Below are 17622 nucleotides of genomic sequence, written 5' to 3' on the forward strand. Positions count from 1 at the left end.
TGGGCCATTGTTGCCCGCCGCCATTCTCAGCAGGACAAGCAGACGACAAACCCAACCAACTCAGGCGACACTGCGCGTCAAATTTATCGCAACGGGTGTTTTCCAAAACGTCCCTCCACTACGTAGCCACAGGGGCACGCAAACGTTCCGTCCCCCGAGTTGTGCTTGGGCTTTGCAGGATATCGCGGTAAAGAGACAACAAGGCGTCGCACCAAGCTTGCGAAGACAATGAGATGTGGCGCGCGCCCGTTTTGGCATTCGAAGCCATTTGCGCGACCCAATCATCGTCAGCAGACAGGCCGGCCAATGCTGCAACCAGCGCATCCCGATCTCCGGCAGCAAAGCTCTCGCCCATCTTTTGAGCGCAAATGTCCCGACTAATTAGCAGGCTATCCGATGCCAGAACCGGAACGCCACATAACAAGGCTTCGACCGGTGCCAAACCAAATGGTTCCGGACCCAATGTCGGCGCTACCAGCATCCTGGCTTTGGCCATGGCACGCTCCAACCCGGTTCGATCTTGCCAACCATCGAACCGGTGTTCGGGAAAGTCGGCCTTTAGTTTCGCCAGATCCAGACCACTGCCCACAAACCGCATTTTGACGCCGGCACACCGTGCGGCCTCGGCCAATAGGAAGACCCCTTTGTACTCGTGCAGATCGCCAACGTACAGAAACTCACTGTTCTGATGGCATGGCACCGGATCTGGAAAAAGAGGTTCTGACGGATTGGCTAAAGCGACTACCGGGCCGGGCGTGCCGTCCGGAAACAATCGGTGTTCCATACCCGGGTGGATTAGTAAGGTCGTGACGTCCGGCAATAACTTGCGTCGCGCTCGGTTTTGTAGTGCTTGCCGCGACACCCGCCAGATTTTCTGCCCGTAGCTACGCTTGTCACAGTTATGCAGTATGCATGACGCGGACATCGCAACGCGTGGACACGTGTTTTGCTGGCGAAAATCAAAAAACGCGCCATTGGGACAACTCAGAAAGTAGTCGTGGGCGTGCATGACTGCGCGGCTTCTCACCGGCTTAAGAGGGCACAAAAGCGACGGCGACAAAGTCTGATGATACCCATGAACATGGTAGATGGTGCCCGGGCAGTCATTTTTTTTGATCCAAGTGGCTAGCCGCTTCTTAACCCTATGATTCCAGAGCCCCGACGCGGCTGCGGACAGTCCACCCTGATCCAACAAGCTTTGACCACCCATAGATATCAGCTCGACCCCAGTCGGCATCTCCCCCCCATCGTCGCCACAAAAAAATGTAACAGGGATGCCCTGTCTCGCAAGCAACCGGGCCTGAAGAACCGCAAGCTTGGAAGCCCCTCCGCGAATTTTTGCGAAGTCACTAAGTACCACCACGCGACTTGGAGCTGAGTTCGTCATTCGAACCGCGCCACTTTCTCAGGGTTAATCCTGCCGCGCGCCAAGTCGCCAAAGGCATGCAGGTTTCCTTTCAAGCGCCCCAACCGATCAATTTCAGGCTCGGAATTGAAAGACCTGACAAAGTTGCTCGCCAAGTTTCTACACATGATGTTCAGAGCGCGATTAAACGCCATCGTCCCTTTTCTATGCAGATAAAGCGGGTTGGCAATTTGCGAGTACCCAACACGCAAGCCGCTTGATCGCCCAACCTTGGTTCCTAAATGGACACCTCGCAAATTGCTCGATCGAACGATGCGACCATACGCAGCCATCTGGCGTGAGAAATCTACATCCTCAAGCCAAGCGTAAAGCTTGAGCCGCGTATCAAAGAGTATTTTGTCCAACAAAGCTGGTGCAGCGCGCAGCGCCATGTTGCAGCCATAGCAATTGTAGACGTCAGTAATTTCAGGAGTAATGGTGGGCGCTGTTCGCGAGACCATTTCCAAACCTCGCAAGTGGCTGATTCCCGGACCATGTATTCCATCTGCCAAAACTGTCCCAGTCGCCATGACGACGTCGGTCCGAGACTTGAACAGATGTTCTAGATTGGCCAGATAATCCGGCGCCATTAGAAAATCGTCATCCAAATATAGTAGGACATCTTCTTCCTGCAGCATGCTCAAGGCTGTGTTTCGTTGAATACAAGAGCCGCGTTCGCTTTGAACGATGCAAACTGGGAATGGCAAATTGGCAATTTTATGCGCGTCAATATCGTCGGCCCGCGCAGCAACTACGATCACGAGGTCTGGAAATCTTTTTTGGCGCGCTATGTCCAAAACTGTGGGAACCACAATATCCGGGCGATTTGTAGTCGGAATGGAAACAATTAAACGCATAACGCTAACACACTTTAGACATAATATTGCCGATAAACCGCCGCCACAGCCTGCCTTATTGACAGGTATTCGTACTCAGCGTAGCCGTGGTGGTAATGATGAAAAAGAAAAGTCGAGCATAGCAAATGGCCCTCGTTCACGAGAATAAAACGTTGCGTTTCAACATCATCGAAATGATCGAATCCGCGTCACCTAAGTTACTACGCAGGCTGGTGATTGGCGGTTGTCTCCTCTTCTGGTTAGTCGTGGTTTTGTTCGTTTTCTTCTGACCGCAACCCAAGATTTCGCTACCGAGCACCATCGCTCATGATCATCACTTTTATCGTCTTGAGAATGATTTTGAGGTCGCGTCCAAATGACCGGTTGTTCACGTAATAGACATCCATCTGTACTCTTTCGGCATAGGTCGTGTTGCTCCGCCCACTGACCTGCCAATACCCGGTAATCCCTGGTTTGACCGAAAGATAGTCACTGAAATGCTCGCCATAGTGCGACGCTTCTGCAGCAACGACCGGGCGAGGTCCGACAATCGCCATATCGCCCACTAAAACGTTCCAGAATTGCGGCAGTTCGTCCAAGCTCGTCTTACGGAAAAACTCGCCGACCGTCGTAATCCGCGGGTCATCATCCAGTTTCTGTTGAGCTTCCCACTGGGCGCGCGCTTCGGCGTCAGATTCCAAGATCTTCGCCAAACGCTCTTCGGCATTCCGTGCCATCGTTCTAAACTTGAGGCAGTTGAATTCTTTGCCATCTCGGCCGATGCGTTTGTGCCCAAAAAAAATCGGCCCACCGTCCGTTATCAAAATAACAAGTGAGATCAGAATGAGAAAAGGAGAGAAAAAGATCAGCGCAAAAAATGCAAACAAACGGTCAAACAACGATTTGAGAATAGTGTCTGAACCACCGTTGTACTTCTTTAATCGACCAGAAGATGAGCCACCGAGCAATGAAGACTCCACCTCAGCCCCACGATTAAAATTCGTTCTCATTACACAGCCAATCGTTAATACAATACACAACACGCGCGACCCGAAAAACATTGGCCCGCATTACAATTCCCCACCATTCAAAGTATAAGTAAATCCCTGCCCAAGCCGCAACTTTTTTGTAAAATCGAGGAAGGGCAGCAGGCGTCCTGTGGATAACCTACTTCTTCAAGTCAGTTTGTCGCCATAAGATCAACAGTACTCAAGTTTACCTCCGGACTGTTCCTGACAAAAAAATCCACCAAAGCTATACACGATTCGAAAACCCTTCGGCAGATGCTGCCAAGGTCTCAGTCGTGTAGCCTTCGAAAACCTGTTCTCGGGCAACAACGCACAGCCCCGAAACCGCCATAAGAAGCAGAGTTGGATCCGGTGTCGTTGCTGAAACTAACATGGCCGTCAATAATGTCAGCGCGCAAACGCGACCAGCGCTAAACAACCGTAGCGTGCCGCGATCGGCTCCTGTAGCTGGCAAACCAATTGCGCTGAAAATGAACATCAAAAAAGCAATCGTTCCGGGAAAGCCCACACTTCCTAAAAGAACGGATGCAATGCCATTCCCCCGCACTGAGCCGACTCCGGCCCCAAGCCCCCAGGTTTGGAAGAAAGTATCAAACCCAGCCGCAGCCCACGCGCCGCGTTCCCGTCCTGATAGGGAATCTTGTTTGGAAAAAACCAAACGGTCTAGAATATCTGAAACGCTATCCATCACGAATGGCACCAGAAGTAACGCACTGATCGCAATGGCGAAAAACGAAACACCTATGACCATGAGATGCCCAAACCCACGAGACATACTGAAGCCCAGAAAAACTCTGAAATGCAGAGTCACGAAGAATACCCCTGCGGCAAGAGCGGCTATGCCTGTGCTGGACATGGCAAGCACGGCGCCAACAAAATTGGCTGCTGCCAAGATGCCGTGGCTTTGCGTTCTGACAACCAAGTAAGACATAAAAAAGTAAGTAAAGAACGCAGCCGAAGCGGCCCCATAAGCGGACGCTTCGGCATATCCTCCGATCACCCTACTGAACGGCCCCACCAGATGTTCGTTTAGAAGGGTATAGTCGGCAGTTCTGACTAGGCTCAAAACCGCATCGGCACCCAGAAAGTCTAAGAGTCCAAGAACCACGTTAAGCGAGGCGGCCCAAACCAGTCCTTTTTCAATGAACTCTGCCCCGCGCCGTCTGGCGACAAAAACTGTCGCTAGAAAGAATGCAAAGGACAGCAGGATATAGACCGATTGCGCTATGTTGGAGTTTGTAGGCCGTAGTGGCAGCATTACAGAGCTGAAGAAGTTACTAACCTGTGGCCCTCTGTTTGTCACCGTCATCGGGAAAACAAGAAACTGCCCCTCGAACAGGCGCACAAGGACGATTCCGGAGAAAACAGAGTACATCGCAAAAACAAGAAGATAGACACCCGACGGGGGCAAACGGAATTCTGCCGACCCAGGCGCATGCGTAATCCGCCGTAAGATCAATAGAAAGATCGAAAGAATAGCCAATAAATTGGCAATGATCATTGAGAGACCACCGGCAACCAACGCTGCGAACATCCCAAATGGGATGACCGCTATGGCCATCAAAATCCCATTGTCAGCATTTCGTGCGCTGAGCCAAAGCCACAATAGCAAGAATGCGGCTGCAGCAGGATAAACAGCCATTTTCGTCCTCGCTTACAACCTCGGAGCGTGAACCCCGAACGGAACATCTATTAAATTGGTCAAATTCACTGTTTCGTCTGTTACTTCGACAGGCATCGTTGCCCGAATCGGTTATCGGCAAGCGGCATATCGAAAATCATTCTCTGTCAAAGTAACTGAGCATATTCAGATCGCGAACCGAAAGCACTAACACTCCAAAATTCGAGCAGCAATTGCCAACTATCCCTCATAATGTTTCCGAAATGTTAACAGTAACGAGCGCATTTTGCCTTTGGGTTTTCCCGAATCCGGTTTGAAAGTAGTTTGGCGGAGTATTTTCTTCGGGCTCAGAATTCATACTGGCGGTTTTTCTCGCTTTTTGTGCGGTGGTAAAATTTTGTTTAGATCACGAGAAACCCTAAAATTTAGCTTAAGTCTTTTGAAACGTGGGATTGGGCTCCCGGTTTCAGCAGCTTGGGCTCGGCTAATGACGACCGGCATTCGCCCCCCGGCCATGGTTGGCGCTTATCCAAACTATGCAACGGCCGCAGGTAAAGCCCACGGCAACGGGTATAATGATAAGGACGTGGCACAGGTGAACACCGACCTGATGCGCAAAACCGTTGTTTGGGATTATCCGGTCATTCATTGGATTAACGAAGTTTTTAGCGAAGGAATGCACCTGCTGGATGCAGGGGGGCATTTCGGGTCGAAATACATCGCCTTTCGGGATTTGTGTCCAATCGACAGGTTGCAGTGGACAGTTTACGATTTGCCCATAACTGTCGATCTGGCCCGCGCCGCACAGGAGAGTCAGGAGTTACCTGCTGAAATTGTGTTTCAAGACGACCTTGCGAAAGTTGGTCAGATAGACGTGTTGCTAGGGTCGGGCCTGATGCAATACTTGGATATTTCTCTGGCTGAATTGATCGGCAAGCTCGACGCCCCACCCAAATACATCTTGCTAAACAAAGTCGCGACTCGCTGTGGCCCGACCGTTGTAACTCTGGAAAAGATCGGGCCTGGCCGGGTGCCTTATCAAATCAGAAACAGAAATGACTTTGAAAAAAACCTAACCGAAATGGGCTATGTAATACGCGATCAATGGGACATCCCATCTCTTGGTCGTATCATTTCAACGCATCCCGGTTTGGGCCCAAGTGTCAGCCGAGGCTATTTTCTGGAACGACGTGAGTAGGCTCGGACGATCGGATCACCGGATCGCCACCGAAGCTCGACAGGGCCGCCTGTATCGCGCAGGGCCAACGCGCCGATCCAACCCGGCGCAGGTTCGAAATGAGTTAAAGTCCAACGTAAAGGGTCGTCGTCTTCAATCCGCGTCAATCGAGGAGGGACGTCGGGCGAGAGGGTCACGTCGAAAGAATCAAGGGGCATGTACAACCCATGCCCCAGTGATTTCAGAACAGCCTCTTTTCTGGTCCAGCAGCGAAAAAACCCTTGCAACCAATCCGACGGTTGCAAGCACGACAACTCGGCGTATTCCGCTGGAGAGAAATGATGTTTAGCCACCGCATCTTCGATAGGTCGCACCAACTCGATATCGAGACCCGGATGGGCATACGAGCACACTGCCAATGCAGCCCGACCACCAGAGTGACTGAGGTTAAACCCAGGGCCATTTTGCAAATACGGCTTGCCATGCGGCCCGTACTCAAACTCGACCGCCTTGGCGTCAAGACCAATGTAATCCGCCAAGATTCTCCGCAATCCGGCGCGACCTACAATGTACATGCTCCGATCACTGGATTTGACAAAACGATCGGCCCTTCGCAGTTCGTCAACCGACAGTTCCTTACTAAAATGATCAAGGTGTTCGTCTGCTTCTTCCAGAGACCACAGCCAAAGATCCACACTGAGCACGCAAAAAATCCTTCCTTCTAATACCGAAACTACTCGTGGCGAACCTAGCAAGTCGATAGGGTGTTTAAATGAAACGCAAGGTTGTTCTTGTTATCTGTTCCGTGATTGCAATTGGTTGTTTAGTCCTGATGGGCAAAACCCTTTTGGACAAAAACCGAAATCAAATCGCGTGGTGGGTACAAGCTGGTGCACCGGATTTAGCGGATGTTATGGTGACGGTGCCTGACGGCGTGCGCCTGGCGACGGATGTCTACCTTCCGGCTGAATCCGGCCCGCGCCCAACGGTTTTGATGCGCCTTCCCTACGGCAAACGAACCTACGGCGAAGTGAGGTTTTGGGTTGGAGAGCTGACGCGCCGGGGGTTCGCTGTGGTCGCTCAGGACATGCGCGGACGGTACGGATCAGAAGGGACATTCGCCCCATACCCCAACGAGGGTCCGGACGGCGCGGCCACGCTAGATTGGATCATTAATCAACCGTGGTCAAATGGACGGGTTGGAACACTGGGTTGTTCAGCTTTGGGTGAATCCCAACTCATGTTGGCGGCTCAAGGACATCCAGCCCTGCATGCCATAGTTCCAATCGCAGCAGGCGGCGCAATCGGGTCAGTCGAAGGGAAGAACGCTTATTTCAGTGCCTTTGAAGGCGGAGTCTTCAACCTGGCAGCCAGCGTCGGCTGGTTTGGTACAGAAGGCGGCAAAACCGCACCCAAGTCTGGTTATCATCCAATTGATCCGGGCGATGTTCTCGATGGACTTCCTGTCGACGGCCTAGTCGCACAATTGCGCTCGGACGAGACTGATTATGAAGCGTTTTTGCAGAACTTCGATAACCCTCAATACTGGCGGGACGCCGGCTATATCACCGGCAACGAGGCGTTCTCGGTACCTGCACTATTCATTGATACCTGGCATGATCCCGGAATAGATTCGAGCCTAACACTGGCTGAAACTCTGCAAAATGCGGGCGCATCCGTAAATACTATCATCGGCGCAGGAACACATTGCAACTACCTCGGTACGGACGGTGACACGGTCGTTGGGGATCTACCAGTCTCACCGGATCGCCGCATCGGCTATGTTGATCTCATTAGCCGGTTTCTGGCTTGGCACCTGGGGGACGGACCCGCCATTGATTTACCCGAATACACCTATTTTACACTCGTGGATAACCAGTGGCGCGAAGCCAACAAATGGCCGCCTGCCGACGCAATTCAAAAGCAGCTATATTTGAGCGCAGGTCAGTCATTGCTCTGGAAAAAAAGCGCAATTTCAGACTTAAAGAGTAGCTTTTTGTCCGACCCCGAAAACCCTGTTCCCTCTATCGGTGGCCCGCTTTGCTGCACTGGAAATCCCGAGGATCGAGAAGGGCCCGTGTTGCAGAACTCGATCGAGAAACGAGACGATGTGCTGTTGTTCTCATCCGCACCGCTGGAACAGCCAATAACAGTCGCGGGCCCAATCCAAGCAAAGCTATGGGTCACCATTTCAACTCCGGATTCCGACCTAGTCTTGCGCATTTCGGATGTAGATACACAAGGAAATTCGCTATTGGTGCAAGAGGGCGCATTAAGGTTGCGATACAGGGGTGGATTTGAAACACCCGAGCTGATGACGCCAGGACAGATCTACGAAGTAACAGTCGACATGCGCCAAATCGCCTATAAGTTCGAAGCTGGTCATCAAATTCGGTTACACGTGGCCGGAACCAACTTTCCGCGCCTTTCAAGAAACACCAATACAGGCGGGCCAATCTATTCTGAAACAGAGGTCCGATCGACAGAGATCACTGTGCTCAGTGACACTAACGAACCCTCCGCGCTGATCCTGCAAACCCTGCCGAATTGAAATAGGTCAAAAACAGCGAAGCGCTTAGACGGCCCAATCACTAAGGACAGCGTCAACGACGTTGGAGAACTCACGTCGAAACCGTTCTGCACCGAACCCGCTTGCGTGTTCGCTAATGTCGCCGGAATTAAAATGCGCGCGTTCAAACCGATGAATAGTCTCCACAATAGAACTGCTTGATTGATCGTCGAAGAACAGGCCTGTACGGCCCTCAATAACACTGTCGCGCACACCGCCTTGGCCGTAGGCCAACACAGGTGTCCCGCAGGCCATGGCTTCGACCGGGACAATACCAAAGTCTTCTTCGGCTGGGAATATCAACGCTTTCGCAGTCTGATACAGACCCGGCAAGTCTGCACTGGGGACCCGACCTAGCAACCGAACATTTGGAGGAAGATTCTGCTCTAACTCGGACCGCTGGCTACCATCACCTACGACAACCAGTTGCCGGTCGAGATCACGAAAGGCCTCGATGACCAAGTCCGCTTTTTTGTACGGAACCAGTTCAGAGACAAACAAGTAGTGGCTGCGTCTATTGGTCTCGTCAGGTAGGTGGTAGGCATCAAGATCGACCGGCGGATGCACAACTTGTGCGTCACGATGATAGTAACGCCGTATTCTCTGTGCCACAAAATTGGAATTGGCCACAAACTTGTCGACTCGGGCCGCAGTGCTGACATCCCAAATTCTAAGCCTGTGCGCGAGATGCGAAAAGTACATCTTTTCAATCCGTGACAACCGCTTGCTGTAGGCACCGTACTGATCCCAGATGTATCGCATCGGTGAATGTGCATAGCAAATATGAGGCGTACCCGGTGGTGCGATGATACCTTTGGCCGGCCCGCTTTCGGATGAAATGATCAGGTCATAACCCGACAGATCCAGTTCTTCGAGTGCCCGAGGCATAAAAGCCAGGTACTTTTGATAGTGGCGTCGCGCGCCCGGAAGCCTGGCGATGAATGTTTCATGGATGGGACGGCTTTTTAGCCGAGGCGACAGTTTGTCTGGATCGGCAACATGCGTGAACAGGTCAGCTTGAGGAAATAGGTTGACCAATTGTTCCAACACGTGCTCGCCACCGCGCATACCAGTCAACCAATAATGAACAAGGGCAACTTTCATAACATCACTGTCTTACAAACACTCAAATCAATAGTTGTACTTGTACGAATAGCTCCCAAGATCACGCGCTGCTGCATCCTGGCGACGTACCATTGTCATCACCGTTCCAAACACCGGTTGCCCATTCTCCTCCAACCTCGCAATCGAGCTAAACACCACCTTGGCCGGTGTCTTGCCACTACGCACGGCGACCAGGGTTGTGTCGGCATGTTTGGTCAGCAGAATTGCATCTGACAAATACAGCACAGGCGGCGCGTTTACGATGATGACGTCGTAGCGAGCACTTACTCGGCTTAACAAGCCAGCAAACAGATTAGACGACAGCAAATCCGCAGCGCTCGCGGTTTCAGACGATGGTGAAATGACATCAACGCCAGCCAGATCGGATCGGATGGGTAAGTCCTTAATCTTTGCATTTCCATTAAGGTATTCCACCAAACACGGCCCGTCGGACGGTAGGTCCAATGTTTTTCGTACATCCGGATGCCGAAGGTCAGCATCCAACAACAAAACGGATGTTTTCGAAGTGCTGATTGCCCGCGCCAAAGCACAACATAATGACGATTTTCCTTCTGCCGGAACAGAAGACGTAATCATTATTACTTTGGGCTGACGGGATTTCCCCAGCCCGAACAGGCTCGTGCGAATGGTGCGCACGTTCTCCATGAACTGTGATTTTTCCACGCCTGACAGTTCTTGTCGCAGCCATCTGTATTTGCTTCCAAAATGCCGGACGTATGGGATCAAAGCCAGATTGCGGCGCTGTGTCAGTGCTTCCAATTCATCCGCTGTGTTCACCGGCGACCGCGCCAGATTTCGCAAGAATACGAAAGCAGTGGCTGCAGAAAGGCCGAAAACAAAGGCCGCGATCATGTGCAGGGTCTTGCGCGGACCAGAGGGGACAGACGGAACCTCGGCCTGACCAATAATACGCGCTTCTGGAAGCTGGAAATCCGCCTGTGCGCTGGTTTCCTTGAAGCGCGAAAGAAAGTTTTCGTAGACTAGACGGTTGGCATTCGCCGCCCGTTCCAGTTGCCCTAAACGTACCGAGGCCTTGGCCAGTGAATCCGCCCTCTCAGATACAACGGCGATCTGGCTCCTCAAAGCGTTCTCTCGATTGGTGGTCACGATAACGTCACCCCGCATTTCTTCGATCCTACGCCTCAATTCGGTATCAATCGATTGGTCAATATTCGCGATTTGCGCGTTAATTCGAACCATATCCGGATGCCGACGCCCGAGGGTGCTAGCCAATTGAGCCTGATTTGTCGCCAATTCTGTTCTTTGCTGGGTCAATGTTTCCAATAGCGGTGAGGTCACAACGTCTGATACTGCGCGTAAGCCGCCAAGATTTTGTAGCGCTTTAACCTGAGAGAGGCGCACTTCAGCATCCGCGCGCTCGGTTGAGCTGCCGACCAATTTAGTATTCAATTCGGCCAATAGCTGGCTGATGCTTTCTTCATTGCCATCCGCGATTTCGATCATCTCTGCCTTGAAATCAACCACCGCTGCGTCTGCAGCTTCAAGTTGAACGCTCAATTCAGCCAACCTGTCAGATAGCCAAGAATTGGCGCGCAATGTGGCATCCATTTTCGAGTCAAGCTGACTGTTAATGTACCGGTTTGCGATGGCGTTGGTTATGTCTGCAGCAAGCACCGGATCGGTGCTCTGGAAACTCACTCCAATCACATAGGACACCCCAATCTGCGTCACAGACAGATTGTCTCGCACCGCACTGATAATCCATGAACGTAGCGTTTCTTCGGGCAATCGCGCAGCGACCACATGTGGCGGATCGTCTCCGCGCAATAGACGTTTGGCCCGGCCGAATAGGCCTTCGCTGCGCTGTTGGCGGGGGTCGTATCGGGGATGCTCCAACAAACCCAATTCGTCAACAACCTGGCCAATCAGCACGTTCGACCGCATCGTCACGACCTCACCGGCCAGGACCGAGCTGTTCAGATTAAGGTCAGAAACCACTTCCTCGACAGGCGATACACTTTCTTCGCGCGTGTCGAGAATGATCTGCGAATAAGCGGTGTAAGTCGGAGGAACAAAGAGCAGATAAATGAACATCGCTACGGCGCACCCGATGGCCGCTGCGGAAATCAATCGTGCATTAACCCGTAAAATCGAGAACAGATACATCACGTCGATAGATTGGTAAGCTAGGAAACCGGCATTCGATTTGGCAGCGCGACCCACTTCGCGCGGGTTGGACGACTCCGGGTTTCTACGCACATTCATTGTAGTTCACCCAACGTTTCGGGTGGTTTCACCACGATAACCAGTAAGTCGCCCGGCGAAAGCTCGTCCCCGGGTCGCAACAGTAGCTTGCGAACCCCGTTGTCTTCGCGTCGGCGCACTTGGAATTCGAGCAGCATTTCGCTCTCCAAACCAGAGGCCGCGTTCATCCACTGGTCCAAAAGCCCCAATCTGTCTTCGATAGAATTTCTGTTTGAAATCAGCTTCTTGATCTCGTTCCAGATCCGCTGGGATTCGTTGAGCCGCTTCTGCTCCAGATCCGAAGCGAACTGGGACAATCGTCCCTTGAGAGTTGCAAGTTGCACCAATGCCTCGGACTGTCGCTCGCGTTGATCCAACAGACTGCTTTCTGCCTGGGAAGTCTTAAGCTCAAAGTCTCGGACATCAAATTTTGGGATCAAACCTCGGGCCGCCAGATCAATCATTCTCTCCAGTTCTGTCTGAGAAACATCCACAATCCTTTGCTGCACGACTTCGCGCTGCCGCAGGATGGCGATCTGGCTTTCAGCTTCGGACACGGCCTGCGTCAGAAGCTCATGTTGGGTTATCGCATTCCGCGTCTCCAACGTGATGACCTGATCTTCACTTGCTTTATGTTCGTCAAACAACTCTCGGTTCACTGCCGGGCGCAGGTCTGGCGGCAGGTTAGACCAATTCAAACTGTCCTCGCCTTTCAACAATGCCTGAGCCCGTGCATATTGGGCGGCCGACAATGCAAGATCGTATTCAAGGCTGTTCAACGTGCCTTTCAGATTTCTACGCTCTAGAACACGGGCTTCTTCGTTGTTTGCAGAAATCGCTGGACCCCCAGCCAAACCGACGGCTTGTTCTGCAGTCATGAAAGGCTGGTAGTCGAAGTTTCCCGGATTCTTAACATCCCCCAAAACCGAAATCGGCCGGAAACTTGCAACCGAAAGCTCGATCAAGGGGTCCACAAAAATTTCATTTTTTACGTAGGTGCGATGAATTAAATCCCTCGCATCGCCAACCGCAATAGAAGATACCTGTAGACCGCCGATGTAAGGTAACTGCACCTCACCATCGAGGCCTACAGTAAATCGCTGCGGTGGTTCATTATCATCGAGAATATCCAGCTCGAGCTCGTCACCCACGTTTATCAGATATCCATCAAAGGTTGTGGCTCGGCCAATACCGCCGACCATCACTGCGCTTACAAAAACGGAAACAGCGCACAGGCTACGCACGAGATTTCGCGCGGAAGCTAAATCAGAACCCTTAAGCCAAATCATCGAATCGCTTACAACTAAATAACAACTGTCACATGATAGCGAATAATTGTGCCCTGTCAGGAGCATTTCACCCCGTGAGTTGCGAAGTGCGGGCTTAAACTTATGATTGTTGTACGGCGCCTGTAGTATTTAGCGAGTTTTATTTGACTCGCGCGACTGCGGCAGAGAAACTTGGATTGTGTAATTAGTACCCGCATTTTGCCCTGTTCGCCGCATGCCGGGAGTTTTTTGGCTCGAAATAGCTTGCGAAACGTTTTTCCGCGTCCAGGGTGATTGGGTTTAGCGGAGCGATTTTATGAAGGCATTGAAGCAGCAGCAGATAGTCGGAACCTTTCCCACTTCTGTTACCCAAAAACGGTGCTGGTTTATGGAGCAGATTCACCCCGGTAATAAGGGACTGAATCTAGCCATACGGTGGGAATTGCGAGGACCGGTAACCAGCGACATGGTTCAAACTGCGTTCCAGAAGATCATCGACCGGCATGAGATTTTTCGAACACGTTTCGTAGAACAAAACGGGGAGCCTGTGCAGGAAGTCTTCGCACATGTTGAATTCAAACTCGATCTCGTTGATATCCTTAATGTCCCCAAAGCCGATCGCGCAGAGCGAATTAACTCGATTGCCATTGCACATTCAGAACAGCCATTCGACCTGTCTGAACCCTGTCTCTTTCGCGTTGCGATGGTTCCAATGGAAACTGAACGCGCAGCTCTATTGATTTCGGTACATAACAGCGTGTTCGACGGATACTCCATCGGTGTCCTGGGTCATGAACTGGGCGTACATCTCGAAGCGCTGCAGACTGGTACCGATCCTGATCTGCCAGAATTAACACTGCAGTACGGTGACTTTTCTATGTGGCTTTCTGATTACGAACAGAGCGGTGCCATGGATGAAGAGGAAGAGTACTGGAAGCAAACCCTCGGTGGCATGAAATATTTCGAACTGCCGCTTGATCGACCGCGTGCGGCCTCAGAGCCCGAGCCGAAGTCATTTGCCAGGGAACTTCCGCAGGACTTCGAAACCAACCTTTCTGAAACCGCAAAAGAGCTGGATACCTCAGTCTTTGCCCTGGGCGTTTCCGCTTTCAGCACGGCGCTAGAACGGTTTTCGTGCCGCAATGACGTAAGCTTTGCCATCCAGGTTGCAGGCCGAACAGAAATAGATTTGGAACCACTGATCGGGATTTTCACTAATCCCATCGTCATGCGCCTCGACATTGACGCAAGCAGATCAGTAATCGATCAAGGTCGCGCTGCTCGTGAGGTCGTAAATGGCGCCCTGGCACACCAGACATTGCCCTTCGATAAGCTGGTTCAGGTACTAAACCCACCGCGAGACCCGTTACGTATCCCGTTGGTTTCGATCATGTTTAACCTTCAGCGCGTTTTCTTAAACGAAAGGAAATATGGCGATATAGAACTGGTTTCGGTTCAATCACACTCACCTGGTACGCTTTACGATCTCAATGTAAACATTATAGGTCGAAATTCAGGATGGCGTCTGGCGATAGACTACAATGCCAATCTGTTTGACGAGTCCACTATTCAGGCGTTTTCGGACCTTTTGCTCGAGGTGTTCCAAGCCTTGATGCGACGCGACCCCGCTCCGACCTCAGCGATAGCAGCAAATCGACCCACTAAGGTAAAAAACCCTCCGCTAAACCTGAATGGTTTTACGTCACTTGCAAAGCCAACACCGTCCCCGAACAACGTTAAACCTCGACTGGCCTCCTTGTGGTCCGACATTCTTGCGCTGCCTGTTGATCACGTCAACGGAGATTTCTTTGATCTGGGCGGTTATTCCGTACTGGCTTTGCAAATGTTGTCGCGCGTAGGAGAGACTTTCGAGACCAGACCAAGTCTGCACGCGTTTTTGAATGATCCGACTCTGGACGGGCTGGCCAATCTACTGGGACAGACCGAACCTGTTGCAACAAAGCATCCAACGCCTCGAGACGAAACAACGCCCGATTCAATCTGGTCTCTGGCCGAACTCAAATCCGCGCCAGAAACCGCGCCCATCTTGCTGACGGTTAATCAACCATTCCTTTATCAATCACTGGGCAAAGAGATCGGAGCAATTTGTGCTGTTGGCAATATCGGTATTGCTGATCGGGCGCAGCTCAATGCACTATCTCAAGCCGGATTCGACCCGGCGATTGACGAAGCGGCATCAATTGTTCAAGACCGATATTCAGGGCGCGACATACTTTTGTGCGGGCTTTGCGTCGATGGTCGTGTCGCGTTTCGGCTAGCTAAGCAACTAACTGCTTTAGGCGAGCGGGTGCGTTGTGTTGGTATGATTGACACTTGGGCCCCCGGCGCAATTGGCAAGTTTACACGGTCTCAACGCATACGCGATAAATGGACCATTAGAATGCGCAGGCTTCGGTATTACCTAAGCCTACGGTGGCGTGGAAAGATCAGTACAACAGATCTCCTCGGTCAGAACGATTTTGCACAGCGTATTCTCCAAGCAACAGGGCTCGCACCACCGGCGTCTCCAACCGATACGCTGGTCGACGACACCGTGGATGCTTTAGTAAGTCAAACGCGGGCCTACAGCTTTGAACCATATGACGGCGAAGTTGTTCTCTTTATCACAAGATCTCAGGCCATGGTTCCTGACGATGGCGTATTGGGATGGTCGGAGCTGCTTTCGGCGGACACAGCTGTCTATCCGGTGAATGGCTGGCATGGTGACTCCCTCATGCGATCGGGCTTTGGCCGAATATCCGAAGTCTTCGATGCGAAGGCACGCCGATTGGAGAGCGACAGTGCAAAATGAAAAGCTTAAAGTCGCACTGGTAACACCACCGGGACTGCTAGGCCTGCAGGATTGGCAAGCGATATTGATCGACCGATTGCGAAATGATCCCCGGTTTGAAGTTACGGGTCAGATTGTTGGCGGAATTGATCGGCGGGACCGTTCAGGAACACTTTTGATGCGCTTGTTAATGCGGGCCGAACAGGTTCTGGCCGCGCGACGTATTCTGCCTTATGATACTCAGCCGGCCGCAGATTTCCTTAGCACTCTACCGGTCACCCAAGATCAGGCCGACCTTGCGCTTGCGCTTGGCCCCGCTTCGCTGACAAAGTATCAGTTGGCCCAGCTCCGTTTCGGAGAATGGGCAGTTGCATTTGGCGGTATGAGCGACCCATTCAAGGCTGCCATGACAACTGGAGCGGGCCGCGCCCCCCATGTCCAGGTCGAAATCCATTCGAGATCCTACGAAGACCCAACTCAACGGGTTTTTCGGCAAACCAGCTACAACCGCAAACCTGGCAGTGTTTTGACCGGAGCCTTTGTAGCTGAAAAGTCGATCCTCTTTCTGTACCATGCAATGAATGAATTGGCAGAGCGTCGCATTGTGCCTGAAACCAAGCAGCTTCCCGAGGCTACCAAGGCAAAACCTGACTTTGAATCCTCTCTCGTCTATGCATTCAACCTTATAAGTGACGTGTCAGAAAAACTGAAATCTGAACGTCTTGCACGAGCCGGACAAATCAGAGAGTCTTGGCAACTTGGTAGCTCATCCGGTCCGGTCTCAGGGTTTCATCCACGAAAGGCAAAAGGCCTGCCGCGATCGTCTTGCATAATGGCCGATCCCTTCCTTTTCGAGCATCAAGGGCAACAGTGGGTTTTTTTCGAAGCCATGAATGCCGAAGATATCAATGGTCGCATAGAGGTGGCGCGTCTGGAAGGAGACTGTCTGACCGAACCCGTTACCGCGTTGAAGTGTACTTATCATCTTTCCTTTCCTTTCGTGTTTCGGGCCGGAGACTCGATCTTTATGATGCCCGAAACCCAGGCAGCTAAACGCCTTGAGATATGGCGTTGCACCAAATTTCCAGATGAATGGGAATTGCATGCCAGAGCATTCGAGGGTCAGTACTTAGCAGATTCCAGCATGTATCTTGGGGATGATGGGCGGTGGTGGCTGATTACCAACTTATCTGATCATTTTGCTTTTCAGGATCATTCCAGCGAACTGTATCTGTTTGAGGTCGATGGCCCGGATCTGAAAACGATCAAACCTCATCCAAAAAATCCTGTCGTGTTTGGGTCAGACTGCGCCAGAAACGCAGGGGCGATCATCCGGCAAGGGGATCGGCTATTCCGGCCGTCGCAAAACAACAGCCATGGCGTGTACGGTTTTGGCCTGAACCTCATGGAAATTATCAAGCTTGACGAAACAGAGTACGAAGAGCGGTTTATCCGGCAGTTCACGCCCAAGGATCGACCTGGTGTCAAAGGCATGCATCATCTGAGTGTTGCCGGTGGCCAGATCGTGATGGACTGGAGCAGCGCAGAATGAAGTGGAAACTCGCGATCTCAGTTGTGTTTCTGGCGGGATCAGCTA

General features: G+C 51.8%; 13 protein-coding genes. 4 read left to right on the plus strand and 9 right to left on the minus strand.

Annotated elements, in window-relative coordinates; all coding sequences use genetic code 11:
• Positions 1 to 118: 118 nt before the first annotated feature.
• From AC2FJE_RS22145 to AC2FJE_RS22160, 4 genes are all read right to left on the minus strand, one after another.
• The gene (locus AC2FJE_RS22145; RefSeq protein WP_496761488.1) at positions 119 to 820 is read right to left on the minus strand and encodes a glycosyltransferase; all 702 of its coding nucleotides are present in this window, start codon (positions 818 to 820) and stop codon (positions 119 to 121) included.
• A 563-nt stretch (positions 821 to 1383) separates the two neighbouring features.
• Positions 1384 to 2262 (minus strand): glycosyltransferase family 2 protein, encoded by an 879-nt coding sequence (locus AC2FJE_RS22150; RefSeq protein WP_496758313.1) that lies wholly within the window; start codon positions 2260 to 2262, stop codon positions 1384 to 1386.
• Positions 2263 to 2549: 287 nt separating this feature from the next.
• Entirely contained in the window at positions 2550 to 3251 is a 702-nt protein-coding gene (locus AC2FJE_RS22155) for a sugar transferase (RefSeq protein WP_496758314.1), read from the minus strand.
• A 244-nt stretch (positions 3252 to 3495) separates the two neighbouring features.
• Positions 3496 to 4911: a hypothetical protein gene (locus AC2FJE_RS22160; RefSeq protein WP_496758316.1), complete on the minus strand. Its 1416-nt coding sequence runs from the start codon at positions 4909 to 4911 to the stop codon at positions 3496 to 3498.
• Positions 4912 to 5182: 271 nt separating this feature from the next.
• Here AC2FJE_RS22160 and AC2FJE_RS22165 point away from each other — a divergent pair, with 271 nt between their 5' ends.
• Entirely contained in the window at positions 5183 to 6088 is a 906-nt protein-coding gene (locus AC2FJE_RS22165) for a methyltransferase, TIGR04325 family (protein WP_496761489.1), read from the plus strand.
• Here AC2FJE_RS22165 and AC2FJE_RS22170 read toward each other — a convergent pair.
• Entirely contained in the window at positions 6064 to 6771 is a 708-nt protein-coding gene (locus AC2FJE_RS22170) for a 4'-phosphopantetheinyl transferase family protein (protein WP_496758320.1), read from the minus strand. The two genes, AC2FJE_RS22165 and AC2FJE_RS22170, sit on opposite strands and share 25 nt — an antisense overlap.
• A gap of 68 nt (positions 6772 to 6839) precedes the next feature.
• Between AC2FJE_RS22170 and AC2FJE_RS22175 the strand changes: the two genes are divergently transcribed.
• Positions 6840 to 8618, plus strand: a complete 1779-nt coding sequence (locus tag AC2FJE_RS22175) for a CocE/NonD family hydrolase (RefSeq protein ID WP_496758322.1) — start codon at positions 6840 to 6842, stop codon at positions 8616 to 8618.
• Between the two features lie 24 nt (positions 8619 to 8642).
• Here AC2FJE_RS22175 and AC2FJE_RS22180 read toward each other — a convergent pair whose 3' ends face one another.
• From AC2FJE_RS22180 to AC2FJE_RS22190, 3 genes are read right to left on the minus strand one after another with little or no spacing between them, the layout of a single operon-like run.
• On the minus strand, positions 8643 to 9740 hold the full coding sequence (locus AC2FJE_RS22180; protein ID WP_496699923.1) for a glycosyltransferase: 1098 nt from the start codon (positions 9738 to 9740) through the stop codon (positions 8643 to 8645).
• 27 nt (positions 9741 to 9767) lie between these two features.
• Entirely contained in the window at positions 9768 to 11987 is a 2220-nt protein-coding gene (locus AC2FJE_RS22185) for a GumC family protein (RefSeq protein ID WP_496758324.1), read from the minus strand.
• Complete coding sequence (locus tag AC2FJE_RS22190) at positions 11984 to 13321, minus strand: polysaccharide biosynthesis/export family protein (RefSeq protein ID WP_496758326.1); 1338 nt, start codon at positions 13319 to 13321, stop codon at positions 11984 to 11986. The genes AC2FJE_RS22185 and AC2FJE_RS22190 overlap by 4 nt, the downstream gene beginning before the upstream one ends.
• 229 nt (positions 13322 to 13550) lie before the next feature.
• On the opposite strand from AC2FJE_RS22190, the gene AC2FJE_RS22195 reads away from it, so the two are divergent.
• Positions 13551 to 16046, plus strand: coding sequence for a condensation domain-containing protein (locus tag AC2FJE_RS22195; RefSeq protein WP_496758329.1), 2496 nt, complete (start codon positions 13551 to 13553; stop codon positions 16044 to 16046).
• A gap of 247 nt (positions 16047 to 16293) precedes the next feature.
• On the opposite strand, the gene AC2FJE_RS22200 is transcribed toward AC2FJE_RS22195, so the two are convergent.
• Entirely contained in the window at positions 16294 to 16479 is a 186-nt protein-coding gene (locus AC2FJE_RS22200; protein ID WP_496707636.1) for a hypothetical protein, read from the minus strand.
• A gap of 72 nt (positions 16480 to 16551) precedes the next feature.
• Here AC2FJE_RS22200 and AC2FJE_RS22205 point away from each other — a divergent pair, with 72 nt between their 5' ends.
• Positions 16552 to 17577: a glucosamine inositolphosphorylceramide transferase family protein gene (locus AC2FJE_RS22205; RefSeq protein ID WP_496761490.1), complete on the plus strand. Its 1026-nt coding sequence runs from the start codon at positions 16552 to 16554 to the stop codon at positions 17575 to 17577.
• Positions 17578 to 17622: the final 45 nt, after the last annotated feature.

The sequence above is a fragment of the Ruegeria sp. CDSC002 genome (assembly GCF_059610905.1).

What these genes read in the sequence shown, in the direction of transcription:
- AC2FJE_RS22195 (WP_496758329.1), top strand. Translation starts at nt 13,551, where the DNA reads ATGAAGGCATTGAAGCAGCAGCAGATAGTCGGAACCTTTCCCACTTCT.
- AC2FJE_RS22200 (WP_496707636.1), bottom strand. Translation starts at nt 16,479, where the DNA reads ATGGATTTCGACCTGGACATGGGGGGCGCGGCCCGCTCCAGTTGTCAT.
- AC2FJE_RS22160 (WP_496758316.1), bottom strand. Translation starts at nt 4,911, where the DNA reads ATGGCTGTTTATCCTGCTGCAGCCGCATTCTTGCTATTGTGGCTTTGG.
- AC2FJE_RS22175 (WP_496758322.1), top strand. Translation starts at nt 6,840, where the DNA reads ATGAAACGCAAGGTTGTTCTTGTTATCTGTTCCGTGATTGCAATTGGT.
- AC2FJE_RS22185 (WP_496758324.1), bottom strand. Translation starts at nt 11,987, where the DNA reads ATGAATGTGCGTAGAAACCCGGAGTCGTCCAACCCGCGCGAAGTGGGT.
- AC2FJE_RS22180 (WP_496699923.1), bottom strand. Translation starts at nt 9,740, where the DNA reads ATGAAAGTTGCCCTTGTTCATTATTGGTTGACTGGTATGCGCGGTGGC.
- AC2FJE_RS22150 (WP_496758313.1), bottom strand. Translation starts at nt 2,262, where the DNA reads ATGCGTTTAATTGTTTCCATTCCGACTACAAATCGCCCGGATATTGTG.
- AC2FJE_RS22190 (WP_496758326.1), bottom strand. Translation starts at nt 13,321, where the DNA reads ATGCTCCTGACAGGGCACAATTATTCGCTATCATGTGACAGTTGTTAT.
- AC2FJE_RS22155 (WP_496758314.1), bottom strand. Translation starts at nt 3,251, where the DNA reads ATGAGAACGAATTTTAATCGTGGGGCTGAGGTGGAGTCTTCATTGCTC.